The organism is Peribacillus sp. RS7 (genome assembly GCF_041956845.1).
In the GTDB taxonomy this organism is placed as follows: Bacteria; Bacillota; Bacilli; order Bacillales; family DSM-1321; genus Peribacillus.
This window is the reverse complement of record NZ_CP168135.1, coordinates 1,782,067-1,794,454: the sequence shown is the minus strand read 5'-3', so window position 1 is coordinate 1,794,454 and position 12,388 is coordinate 1,782,067. Positions and strand designations below refer to the sequence as shown.

General features: G+C 40.0%; 8 protein-coding genes. 4 read left to right on the top strand and 4 right to left on the bottom strand.

The window, feature by feature from the left end; genetic code table 11:
• Positions 1-5: 5 nt before the first annotated feature.
• Positions 6-2,078: a SpoIID/LytB domain-containing protein gene (locus tag ACDZ29_RS09230; protein WP_375090720.1), complete on the top strand. Its 2,073-nt coding sequence runs from the start codon at positions 6-8 to the stop codon at positions 2,076-2,078.
• A 154-nt stretch (positions 2,079-2,232) separates the two neighbouring features.
• Here ACDZ29_RS09230 and ACDZ29_RS09225 read toward each other — a convergent pair whose 3' ends face one another.
• Both ACDZ29_RS09225 and ACDZ29_RS09220 read right to left on the bottom strand, forming a co-directional pair.
• Positions 2,233-2,685 carry a hypothetical protein gene (locus ACDZ29_RS09225; protein ID WP_375090719.1) on the bottom strand — a complete coding sequence of 151 codons (453 nt, stop codon included), beginning with the start codon at positions 2,683-2,685 and terminating at the stop codon, positions 2,233-2,235.
• A gap of 352 nt (positions 2,686-3,037) precedes the next feature.
• Positions 3,038-4,468, bottom strand: a complete 1,431-nt coding sequence (locus ACDZ29_RS09220; protein ID WP_375090718.1) for an alkaline phosphatase — start codon at positions 4,466-4,468, stop codon at positions 3,038-3,040.
• Between the two features lie 285 nt (positions 4,469-4,753).
• On the opposite strand from ACDZ29_RS09220, the gene secA reads away from it, so the two are divergent.
• The 3 genes from secA to ACDZ29_RS09205 all read left to right on the top strand — a co-directional run bounded on the left by secA (position 4,754) and on the right by ACDZ29_RS09205 (position 9,885).
• A complete protein-coding gene (secA, locus tag ACDZ29_RS09215; protein ID WP_375090717.1) occupies positions 4,754-7,132 on the top strand; it encodes a preprotein translocase subunit SecA in 2,379 nt (792 codons plus the stop codon).
• A complete protein-coding gene (locus ACDZ29_RS09210) occupies positions 7,129-7,611 on the top strand; it encodes an SLAP domain-containing protein (protein WP_289327010.1) in 483 nt (160 codons plus the stop codon). Before secA ends, ACDZ29_RS09210 begins: the two co-directional genes overlap by 4 nt.
• A 507-nt stretch (positions 7,612-8,118) precedes the next feature.
• Entirely contained in the window at positions 8,119-9,885 is a 1,767-nt protein-coding gene (locus ACDZ29_RS09205; RefSeq protein WP_375090716.1) for an LTA synthase family protein, read from the top strand.
• 47 nt (positions 9,886-9,932) lie between these two features.
• Here ACDZ29_RS09205 and ACDZ29_RS09200 read toward each other — a convergent pair whose 3' ends face one another.
• Complete coding sequence (locus ACDZ29_RS09200) at positions 9,933-10,859, bottom strand: LCP family protein (RefSeq protein ID WP_375090715.1); 927 nt, start codon at positions 10,857-10,859, stop codon at positions 9,933-9,935.
• A 287-nt stretch (positions 10,860-11,146) separates the two neighbouring features.
• Positions 11,147-12,187 carry a LysM peptidoglycan-binding domain-containing protein gene (locus ACDZ29_RS09195; RefSeq protein WP_289327007.1) on the bottom strand — a complete coding sequence of 347 codons (1,041 nt, stop codon included), beginning with the start codon at positions 12,185-12,187 and terminating at the stop codon, positions 11,147-11,149.
• Positions 12,188-12,388 lie beyond the last annotated feature (201 nt).

Genomic DNA, 12,388 nt, shown 5'->3' with positions numbered 1-12,388 from the left:
AAGGAATGAGGAGTTTAAAATATTTGTTTATTGCTTTCTTTATCATTTTTTCTGCATTTCCTTCTCCTGAAGCAACGGCAACGGAAGAGAATACAACGATGGAAGTGAAACTGAAGAATTACTTAGGGAATCAAACCAGTGTCAAATTAACGGCAACCGGGGACTACCGTACTTCAGGGGGAGAGATATTCATCAAGGCGGGTGAAGATCTGACTTTGAAAGTGGAGTCAGCAAAAATTGCCGTTTACAAAGGTTCTAAGAAAGCGGGAGCTTATGCTTCCCTCAAGATAATTCCTGTTAAATCAGATGCTTCATTGTCCATAAACGGCCGGCCATATCCAGGTTCATTTTCATTTACAGTGGAGGGCGGTTACATTCGGCCAATCAATCATGTTTACATTGAAGATTATCTAAAGGGCGTTGTGCCGCGGGAGATGCCTGCACTATGGCATGCCGAAGCCTTAAAAGCACAGGCGATTGCCGCCCGGACTTATGCTCTTCGCCATCAATCCGCATTAATTGATGATACGGTTTCTTACCAAGTATATGGCGGGGCGGACGGTCACTACCAAACTAATTCTGCCATTGATCAGACGACGGGTATGGTAATCAAACAAGATGATGAAATAATCGAAGCGTTCTTTTCCTCAAGTAATGGAGGCATGACCGAATCGAATTCAAATGTTTGGTCAAGTGGTAATCCTCTTGCATATTTAACTATAAAAGAAGATTCCTATGATCCAAAAACCAATTGGGCGATAACGCTGGACAAGCAGCAAATCGACCTGTCAAAAAAAGATTTATCGAATCCGGATGAATGGTGGACAAGTATACAGGAAAAAGATAATGCGGTTGTACCTAGGCTCAAGGTTTGGCTAAATAATAATGGATATGCGAATAAAGATATTAAAATAACGGAGATTCCCGTTTTAACATTTACCGATAAAAAAACGGGAGGCCGGGTTACGAAAGGCTCGATCCAACTGAAATTCTATGTAAGGGATCTTGTTGATGACAGGGGGAGACTTTTGGAGCAAAAGATTAACCTTACCAATGTAGCGGCTTCCAAAATCAGGGGCATGGTGGGGCAAGATGTGATGAAAAGCTATCTGGTTGACCATTCATCTTCCGAACCTTCCAGAATTGCTATTGAAGGGTCAGGATACGGACATGGGGTCGGGCTAAGTCAGTTTGGAGCGAAAAACAGGGCGGAAGCAGGTCAATCGTATCAAGAGATTTTGGCATTTTATTATCCTAATACTAATATAGAAAAGGAATATGGACAAATAGGGGCTGGTTCTAAAACGGATCTTGACGTGAAGGCGGCACCGAAATCAATAAACATGAAAGCGAAGACGGATCATGAAAAGGATGAAGTTGAAATCACTTATTCCCTTAAAGAAGATGCAGTAGTTTCACTCACGATTAAAGATAGTAAAGGGAAAGCCCTAACTACCCCAGTTCGTGACCAAACAATGAAAAAAGGTACCCATTCAGTAATCTGGAACACGAAAGCGGTAAGTAACGGTACATATGGAGCGGAAATATCAACAATGGACCGAAGCGGTAATGAAGGTTCGGCAAGAATGGTGATTAAGATTAGTAAGGATACGTCGGCACCGAAAATCACCGATGTCAATACATCGGGTAATTACAGTACCGAGAAAGCGAACATAACGTATACAATAAATGAAAACTCTAAAGTGAAAGTGGAAATCAAGAACAGTAAGGGCAAAGCGGTTGGCACCCTTTCCGAAAGGCAGGTCATTAAAGGCAGGCAATCGGCAAGCTGGGATTTCAAAAATATGACCAACGGGATTTTCACGGTGACAATCACCGCTAAGGATGGGAGTGACAATAAGAAAAGCGTTTCAACGAAAATCCCCATTAGGAAGACGACGGGAATCGTGACAGCAAACACATTATCTATTAAAGAAAATAGAAATGATTCTTCTGAAACGGTCGGGAAACTATACAGGGATCAAACCGTAACGATCCTAGCTCAACAAGATGAGTGGTATAAAGTGAAAAAGGGAAGCCAGATTGGGTATGTTGTAAAGAAACATGTGAAAAAATGAATAATTAAGACGTCATTTATTGGCGTCTTTTTTTGTTCTATTATAAATGGTTAAGGTTCTTCATCAAACTCACGAGTAAAAGGCGCAAACTCGCGAGTAAAAAGCGCAAACTCACGAGTAAAAAGCGCAAACTCACGAGTAAACGCACAAAACTTCAGGAATATCGCACAATTTCGTGAGTAATTGCCCCAAACTCGGCTAAATCCCCCAAAACTTGAATTAACGCACCTACTAAGAGTAAATTCATCACACTTATAAGGAAACAGCACGAATTCACGAGTAAAAAGCGCAAATTCACGAGTAAACGCACAAACTCGCGAGTAAACGCCCCAAACTCACGAGTAAACAGCACGAATTCACGAGTAAACGCCCCAAACTCACGAGTAAACAGCACAAATTCACGAGTAAACGCCCTAAACTTCAGGAATATCGCACAATTTCGTGAGTAATTGCCCCAAACTTCGGAGAAATCCTCCAAAACTTGAGTTAACGCACCTCCTAAGAGTAAATTCATCACACTTATAAGGAAACAGCACGAATTCACGAGTAAAAAGCGCAAACTCACGAGTAAACGCCCCAAACTCACGAGTAAACAGCACAAATTCACGAGTAAACGCCCTAAACTTCAGGAATATCGCACAATTTCGTGAGTAATTGCCCCAAACTTCGGAGAAATCCTCCAAAACTTGAGTTAACGCACCTCCTAAGAGTAAATTCATCACACTTATAAGGAAACAGCACGAATTCACGAGTAAAAAGCGCAAACTCACGAGTAAACGCACTAAACTCACGAGTAAACGCCCTAAACTTCAGGAATATCGCACAATTTCGCGAGTAATTGCCCCAAACTTCGGAGAAATCCCCCCAAACTTGAGTTAACGCACCTCAATAGAAATGAATACAGAAAAAATCCAATTTAATGAGACAGGAGAATCATCTTAAAAGAAGAATGAATCAATTCATTCTTCTTTTGTTTTATGCTGACCGGGTGTGAACGGAACACCGGCGGCTTTTGTGATGATTTTCGAAACTTCCGTATTTTCAATGACCCCATCAAAGGCTTCACTGCCTGGGCCCGAAGCAAAAACGGGTATCATATTGGCGGTGTGCCCTCCTGTGGAACTGGCAGCCCTTATGTTTCGATCAGCTACACCTGCCTTATGATACTTGGCGATGGTGCTTCCGATTTCCCAATCAATTTGATGCTGTGGATAGACAAGCGTTCTATTCTTTCTAACGTTAGCGATGAATCGATGAACTTCCTGATCCGTAAGGGATATATGTGCATACTTCTTGAATGTGGAAACGACACTTTCTGGATTGATTTCGTTATTTTTATTGAATATAAGCTGTTTGGACATATATTCAGAAGAAACCCTGATTTTTTTCAATGCAGGGATATCCATGGTCTCAGATGCGGAGGTCCCCATTGTTTCGTGGTCTGCAAGCACAACAATCAAAGTATCATTTCTATTTTTTGCCCAATTCACAACTTCTTTGACGGTCTGGTCAAACTCGATCGTTTCCTTCCATATTCCAGTGATATCGGCCGCATGCTCCATGTGGTCAATACGAGCACCTTCAGCCATCAGGAAGAATCCTTTATCACCCTGAGATAAAATATCAATCGCTTTGGATGTCATTTCGGGTAGAGATGGCTCTTGTGAATGTAATACTTCTTTATCCAGCTTAAAATTCATATAGGTAGGGTGAAATAACCCTAATAGTTTTTCCGTTTTATTAATGGAACTAAGCTCTTCTTTAGTGGTCGTAATCCCATAGCCTGCTTTTTTAAATTTAGTGATTAAATCCTCGCCATTTTGCTTATCTGCCCCGAAATAGCTGGCACCTCCGCCGAGAATGACGTCTATCCGGTTCTCAAAGAGCTGCCTCGCGATATTTGCGCCGCCTGTCCACCGGTTAGACACACTTGCACCAAAGGCAGCAGGAGTGGCATCGACTACCATATTGGTTGAAATGATCCCGACTTTTTTTCCATTCGCCTGAAATGCATCCAATACACTATCTACCTCGGAACCATTGACATCGACACCGATCGATTCATTGTTGGTTTTTATTCCAGTGGCAATCGCGGACCCTCCTGCTGCCGAGTCAGTGACGTAATTATTGGCGGAATACGTGCGCATCAGGGCAATGTGCTCCAGTTTTTCCAAATGCAAAACGCCTGTCTTTCCGTATTCCAATTGTCGGGCAATTTCTATTGCACCTAACCCCATGCCGTCGCCAATCAGCAATATGACATTCTTGGGGGTGTTTTTGATCTCTGCTTGAATAGGAGAGGTCATGCAAATAATGCAGATAAGAACGAGTAATCCAAAGTGATGAGGCTGTGTAAGTTTAAGAATGAATCTTGTGGATGTCTTATTCATCTGGAATCCTCCATTGGGTGAAAGTCTTCCTATTATTTGTTTAAATCGATAAAAAAACCCCTTCCTGATATTCAGGAAGGAGCATTAATTTTCTATGTGAATATCATCCAGACTGGACTAGGATGACTGTAGCTTTTATAACTTTTACAATATCGCAATAAAAGAAGGAAGGGTGATAAAACCTTCTATATAATTTCAATATATAGGTAATAATTTATAAACAGTAAATATATAACTGATATAATTTCACTAGAGTTCAATTGAAATAATAGGAGAGAAAACCCTATGCTATCCAGTATGAAAAAGTTCTTCAAAGAAAGCTCTAAAGACTTAAAGAGAATTTATAAGTTGGTAGAAGATGTGAATCGACTAGAGGGTAAGTATGAAAGATATTCAGATCAAGAATTATGCGGAATGAAGGATAGATTTAAAAACTTATTGGATGCTGGTAAAAATATATCGGATATACAAACCGAAGCTTTTGCGGTAGTAAGGGAGGCTTCTAAACGAGTGTTGAACCTTAGGCACCATGATGTCCAGCTTGCAGGTGGCTTTGTCCTGAGTGAAGGGGGCATTGCACAAATGAATACGGGAGAGGGGAAGACACTTGTCGCTACCTTGCCTAGCTATTTACATGCACTGTGCGGGAATGGTGTCCATATTATTACGGCCAATGAATATTTGGCCAGACGTGATAAAGAGTTAATGGGAAAAATTCATGAATTTCTAGGGTTGACGGTCGGTTTGAACATTTCCCAAATGGGGCCTACTGCAAAACGTGAAGCTTATAAAGCAGATATCACGTATGGAACGGCAACAGAGTTCGGTTTTGATTATTTGCGTGACAATATGGTTTTCCGAAGAGAAGAGAGGGTTCAAAGAGGACACCGATTTGCCATTGTCGATGAGATTGACAGCATCTTGATTGATGAAGCGAGGACACCATTAATCATTGCGGGCAAGGCAAGCGACGGAACCGAGCTTCACCAGATCACTGCACAAATCATGAAGTCATATATAGAAAATGATGATTACGAGATTTTCACTGAGTCAAAGGCGGCCTTTTTCACGGATCAAGGGGCTTCCAAGATTGAAGAGGCTTTTGGTATCGACAATCTGTATGGTCTGGATCATCAAGAGTTATTACATAATGTCACACAGGCGCTTAAAGCCCACGCGATCATGAAATTGGATGTGGACTACATTGTCATGGATGGAAGGATTTCATTAATCGATAAATTCACAGGCAGGGTGATGGAAGGGCGAAGCTTCAGTGATGGGCTTCATCAAGCAATTGAGGCAAAAGAGGGCTTGGAGATTTCCGAAGAGAATGAAACACAGGCGTTGATAACCATCCAAAATTACTTTTGTTTATATCATTCAATGTCTGGGATGACAGGCAGTGCCGTGCAATCAAAGTCGGAATTCCGGGAAACATATCAGCTCCCCGTCATTGAAATTCCAACTAATAAGCCTATTATTCGAGTGGATGAGATTGATTTGATCTATAAGGATGAAATCAGCAAAATCAACAAAATCGTCACGGAAGTAAAACGGATTCATGAAGAAGGCAGACCTATTCTGATCGGGACGACCTCCATTGAGCAATCTGAAAAAATTTCGGTTCATTTAGATAAGGGGAAAATTAAGCATCAAATCCTTAATGCGAAGACGGAAGAGGATGAAGCGGAAATCATCGCCAATGCCGGGCAAAAAAATCAAGTCATGCTGGCTACGAACATGGCTGGGAGAGGAACGGATATAGTGCTGGATGATGCTGTCAAGGAATTGGGCGGCCTTCATATCATCGGTACGGAGCGACACGAGAGCAGTCGGATTGACATGCAGCTAAGGGGACGTTCCGGCCGGCAGGGTGATCCAGGTTCAACACAATTCATCATTTCCTTGGAAGATGATTTGTTTGATTACTATGATGAAGAAGAGATCGAACGGTATATAAATAAAATCAAAACGGACGAAAATGGATTGGTGGTGGGCCCTGCACCCGATAAATTCGTGAAAAGGGTGCAGGAAACGATAGAGCAGATGCATCAATCAAGTCGTTACCATTTATTGAAGTTAGAACATGCATTAAATGAGCAAAGAAAAATCATCTATGCGATGAGAGATAGGATTCTTGATTGGGATTCTGGACGGATGTCGGTCATATTACTAGAATATATCGAAAAATACGTTCGTCGACTCATAGAGAAACATTACCCTGAACATCTAGCAGAACATGATTCCTCCGCCTTTATTGATGAGCTTTCCCCTGTTTTCCTGTCTTTGGATTGGCAGGCAAGTGATTTGAAGGATTTGGAAGGTCATTTAGTTGAAGCAAAAGCATTGGATGCTTTAGGTGAATTGGAATCGATGCTAGTAATTTTTCAAGACGATGCAGAATGGGGAAACCAGTTACGTGCTTTCATGCTGCAGCATATTGATACAAATTGGATGAATCATTTGGACGAAATGAATAGTATGAAGGAAGGCGTTGGTTTAAGCGGATATGGTCAACAGGACCCATATATGTTGTTTGAAAAAGTGGCACTTAGCCAATTCAACCTTCTCTTAAGTATAATCGAGTCGGAGATAAGCATCCATTTTATGGAATATATGAATAGCAATCAGGAAGATGAAGCTGCTTTGGAGAGTGAAGAATGATGAGTTTATTTGGAAAAAGGGATATAAGGGTTAATGAAAAGAAAAACCATTTAACTATAGATGAACGTGAGGTACTCAATCAGGACGCTGTTCATACTGCCCTGATGTTTCACAAGGAATGGGAAATTTCCAAGCAAGAGGAATATGTATATAGATTCCACCATCAAAGGCTGGCTGCATTAAAACCGAATCAAATTTCAATATCCGGCGTTAAGCTGAATAGGGTGGAGGATGATGTAATCATAGTTGCTTTTCTCCGAAATTCATTGGAGAAAGCAGTCCAGTTTGATATCGTGGATTTATTGATAGTGGATGGGAACGGAAAATTATTGGCAAAAAAGGCATTCGATCTATCAAACCTGGGGGAGATACCGGCACTTTCAAGCATGCCATGGCGTTTCTTATTCGAAGAAGGGGATATGTTGGCAGAATCGATTCCTGATGAAGATTGGAAGATTGCTTTTGAATGGAAGAGATAGTAGGAAAAACACTCACATGAATTGGCGGCAACCGGAATGAAAAGAAATGATTAAGTATGTTGAAGAGCCCTCATCTATACCAGTTTGTCGACAAAATAGGGTGCGGAATGGTCTCATCCCGAATCCCTTTCACGATTTTATCGAGGGAAGTATTACCCGAAGGGGTTATGCTCCTTGATTTTTTACTGGTTTATATGGGTGAAACCCTCACTAGATTGAAGAAATTTGTGACACTCCTCACGAAGCAATTTCTGAAAACAACTGAAGTTTATTAAATAACAAACTTGCTTTTCTCAAGTTTGTCTACAGTCTGAGCCCTCATCTATAGATGAAGGCTCTTGTTTATGAGGGAAGGCATTAAGACTGGTTTGACAACTGCCAAATATTAATGCTGTTTTCTGTCTGCAATTTCTCATAAATGGTAACGCTAAGTAATATTTATAAGTAATCTTCCGTAATCAGGCTTAACGATGGCCTGGAAATAATGAAGAGGAAAGTGGCTGGAGCATGAAGAATAACCTAAATCAGCGATTGAAGGAGAGGCTATTTGAGATTTTGTCCATTTCAATCGTGGCCATACTTTTCATTTATACGAATGATAGGATGGGTAATGATCTTTCTGTCGGGATTATTACGATAATCATCGGTGTTGCCGGTTTTATTGTTTATCTGAAGGAATGGATACCGAATTGGATCCTAAAGGGCATCATTTTTTCTGTCTTCCTTCTTTCGATCATGGTCTTTTTCCTTGGGGACATCTGGTTTTATCGCTATTACTCGACACCTATAACTTCCTATATGTGGATGCAAAAAAGCAATCTGAATGGGCTTGGTGAAAGTATATTCAGTATGATGGAAATGAAAGATTCAATCTTTCTTCTGGTAGGTATTCCAATTGCAGAATCATTCGTGAAGAAAAAATACCCCCTCAAGCATATGGCACTTGTACCGGCCGTGATTTTCCTGATGATAGCAGGGCTTAAGCCGGTAAAGAATATTTTTATCGACAAGGTGGATATAACCCGGCGTTATGAGGCGAATACCTTCTTGCGAAACTGGGGCCCGATCGGTCATCACTTATTGGACACGTATGCCTACTTTACTGACTCGGGAGGGCATGGAATGTCTTCGAAAGAAAAGAAGGCCGTTTCTGATTACTTCAATAAAAAGAAAATAAAGGATCATGCCTTTTCAGGTTCATTGGAGGGGAAGAATCTCATTATCATCCAAGTGGAATCTTTACAGGCGTTTCCGCTATTTCAAAGTAGTGCCGGACAGGAGGTCACACCATTCATGAATGAATTGGCGAAGGAGGGTTTGTACTTCCCGCATGTATATCCACAGACCGTATTTGGAAATTCATCTGATGGAGAGCTGATCGTGAATACCGGTTTATTTCCTTTAAAGCAAGGCGCGACCTTTTTTCGGTTCCCTTATAATGATTTCCCGGGTCTTGCTAAAGAATTAAAGAAGTCGGATTATCAAAGTTATGCTTTCCACGGGGATGAAGAAGACTTTTGGAATAGGCAGCATGCATATCCCTCACTAGGGTTTGATGACTATTTTTCCATAGAGGACATGAAGCAAGATGAGATGATTTCGATGGGCTTGGGAGACCGCAGTTTCTTCAATCAAAGCTATGATTTATTAAAAGATAAACAAAATCCCTATTATGCTTTTTTCGTTACATTGACCAGCCATGTACCTTTTTCGCTACCGAAGGAACAGATAACATTGAAGCCTGAAGTTGGAAAAGAGGGCAGTTATCTATCTAAATATTTTGAAGCAATTCATTATACGGATTCAGCCATCGGGGATTTCGTAAAGAAATTGAAGGATGACGGGAAATTGAAAGACAGCGTGATTGTCATTTACGGAGATCATGATGGGCTATTTTTAAAAGATAAACACGAGGTTGAAGCGTATTACGGTAGTAAAATTAGCGATGAGCAGTGGATTGAAAAATATATGCCCATTCCCGTGATCATTTATCAGGAGGATATGAAAGGAAGAACGATTGATAAGGTAGCGGGCCAAATCGATATTTTACCAACTCTATATGATCTGTTCAATATTAAGAGTTCTTCATACTTTGGAGAGAGCATGCTTAATGACGAAAAAGGTGATGCTTTGATATTAAAAGGGGATTATGGTTCTCAAATGAAAATTAATGAAGAGGGCAAGGTCGAAGGATTTTCACCAGAAGACCAAAAGGAGATTGATCTGAGTGACCAAGTGATACGTTCCGATTATTTTAAAAAAACGAAGGATTGACCAAAAGGTAAAAAAAGAGGATGGCTATTAAAGCCATCCTCCCCCCATTATAATCCCAGATGTGTTTTCACACGGTTTTGGGCTTCAAGTTTTGTATCTTCCGGAACGATGTTGTACCAAACGCCATCTACCTTTTGATTGTCACCTTCAAGAGTATATTGTTCAATATTTTTTAGGGATGATTTATAGTTATTTTGGATACTCAACATTTCATTGAAACTTAAATTGGTCTCAACGTTTTTACCTAGTGCTTCGAATATATCGTCATAATTGGTAAGTGTTGAGAGACTTGACCCTTTTTTCATGACAGCTTGGATAACCTGACGTTGCCGCATTTGCCGTCCATAATCTCCGCGGGGATCTTCCTTGCGGATTCGGGAATAAATCAATGCCTCTTTACCATTTAAGTCGATTGTGCCTTTATTAAAATTAAACCCTTTATAGGCAAGGTCCATATCATTATCAACTGTGATGCCACCGACAGCATTCACAATATCCTGAAAGCCTTCCATATTCATTTTGACGTAATAATCAATCGGAATATCCATATAGTTTTCCACTGTGTTTATCGACATGGAAACTCCGCCATATGCATAGGCATGGTTCATTTTATCATTTATGCCTTTACCGATGATTTCTGTACGCGTATCTCTGGGTAAACTCAATAATTCAATGGATTCTTTTTTAGGATTAACCGTCATGACAATCATCGTATCTGATCGACCTGAGTCATTTTTCCTTTCATCCACGCCAAGAATGAGTAATGAAAATGGATCTTTGCTTTTGAACTTGATGTCATCTACACGCTTATCCGTTTTGTGCTCTGTACCCTGCATAGTTTGAATCGCTCCGGCTAACGATTGATAAACTGAAGCTCCATAAGTACCTGCGCCAATGATAAGGATAAGAAGGGTGAAGCCGATTATTTTAAACGTTTTACGTTTCTTTTTCTTTTTGTTATGTTCGGATCTCATCTAATATTCCCCCTTGAACCATCCCATAAAATGGAAGGTGCGAAAAAATACCTAGTTGGTATGTTTTTAACTATACCTTTTTTTTGTCAAAAATAGAATAGTTTCTTTTTGTACTTAGAGTGCATATTTACCTGTATTAACAGTAAAAAAACGAAGGATTCTCAGATACTGAATTCCTTCGCTATCCTATCAATCGAATTTTTTAATTATATAACCATGAATAAAAAGAAGGTGTGACTCTCTACATAAGATTGCCAGACTTTAAGATAAAGTCTGGCATGTAAATCCTATAAACTTCTATATCCTATGATTCTACTTTTGAAATAAGAGTTTGAAGTAGAACTGATTGTTACTCCCTTACTTGATGAGGCATGAATGAACTGTCCGCCACCCAAGTAAATTCCCATATGGCTTACCACTGATTTGTTGGAACCCGTTGCAAAGAAGATAAGGTCGCCACTTTTCGGTGAAGTAACCCTTTTACCCATATCATAATATGTGGAAGATGAAAGCCTGGAAACTTCATATCCAGCCTTTTTGAACGTATAGTAAATAAATCCACTGCAATCGAAACCTGATGGAGAGGCGCCCGCCCACGAATATGGTGTTCCAATTAATTTCTTTGCTTCAGAAACGAGCTTGGTTACTTTGTTCCCGGAACTTGGAGCTTCCACTTTTCCATCATCATGTTTACCTGGAGAGGCAGTACTTGCCGATTTACCTAATTTTAGTTTTTGGCCCACTCTGATTAGATCAGACTCTAACGAGTTGATTGATTTAAGCTGGGCTACAGTCAAGTTGGTTTTTCTGGAGATCTTGGAAAGTGTGTCCCCTTTTACCACAATGTATGTAGACGAATTGGCTGGGGTCTGAGTAACATTGGATGGCTTGGAGCTGCTTGGTAGATCAATGGTGGTGGTAGTGGTTGATTTAGATACGATAAGTTTAGCACCCGCATAAATTCTATCGGATTTTAAATTATTCAATTTCATCAATTCAGCAAGTGTAAGGTTATGCTTGTTTGCTATCCTGGTTAAGGTATCACCTGAAACAATGGTATATGTAGTATTCTTTGTTTTTTTCAAGGAGACTGAAGAAGCATTTGATGTCGTTTTGGAGTTGGAAATAATTAATTTTTGGTTAATACTCAAAAAGTCTGTTTTTAAGTTATTAAGCTGTTTTAAGTCTTTTACCGTCGTATTATGCTTCTGGGCGATTTTACTTAAGTTATCACCGCTTTTGACTGTATATGTACTGGCAAGGGCAGGAGAAACAAAAGTCGAAGATAAAATGGCTAATGTCGAAAATGCGACTACACTTTTTTTCACGGTTTTCCACCTCGAATATGTCTTTTTCCCTATTCTAACAAATCAAAAGGGTTAAAACATATTACATTTTTGTTACAAGGGGAAAATAGTAGTATTTTACTGGTTTATATTGGTTTGATTTGAGTAATGTAATCTACAATATTTTCTATATTGTGAGTCTTTTTTCACAATTTGGATTCGTGTGATTAATTTGTCATTCCC

What these genes read in the sequence shown, in the direction of transcription:
- ACDZ29_RS09230 (WP_375090720.1), top strand. Translation starts at nt 6, where the DNA reads ATGAGGAGTTTAAAATATTTGTTTATTGCTTTCTTTATCATTTTTTCT.
- ACDZ29_RS09220 (WP_375090718.1), bottom strand. Translation starts at nt 4,468, where the DNA reads ATGAATAAGACATCCACAAGATTCATTCTTAAACTTACACAGCCTCAT.
- secA (WP_375090717.1), top strand. Translation starts at nt 4,754, where the DNA reads ATGCTATCCAGTATGAAAAAGTTCTTCAAAGAAAGCTCTAAAGACTTA.
- ACDZ29_RS09210 (WP_289327010.1), top strand. Translation starts at nt 7,129, where the DNA reads ATGATGAGTTTATTTGGAAAAAGGGATATAAGGGTTAATGAAAAGAAA.
- ACDZ29_RS09205 (WP_375090716.1), top strand. Translation starts at nt 8,119, where the DNA reads ATGAAGAATAACCTAAATCAGCGATTGAAGGAGAGGCTATTTGAGATT.
- ACDZ29_RS09200 (WP_375090715.1), bottom strand. Translation starts at nt 10,859, where the DNA reads ATGAGATCCGAACATAACAAAAAGAAAAAGAAACGTAAAACGTTTAAA.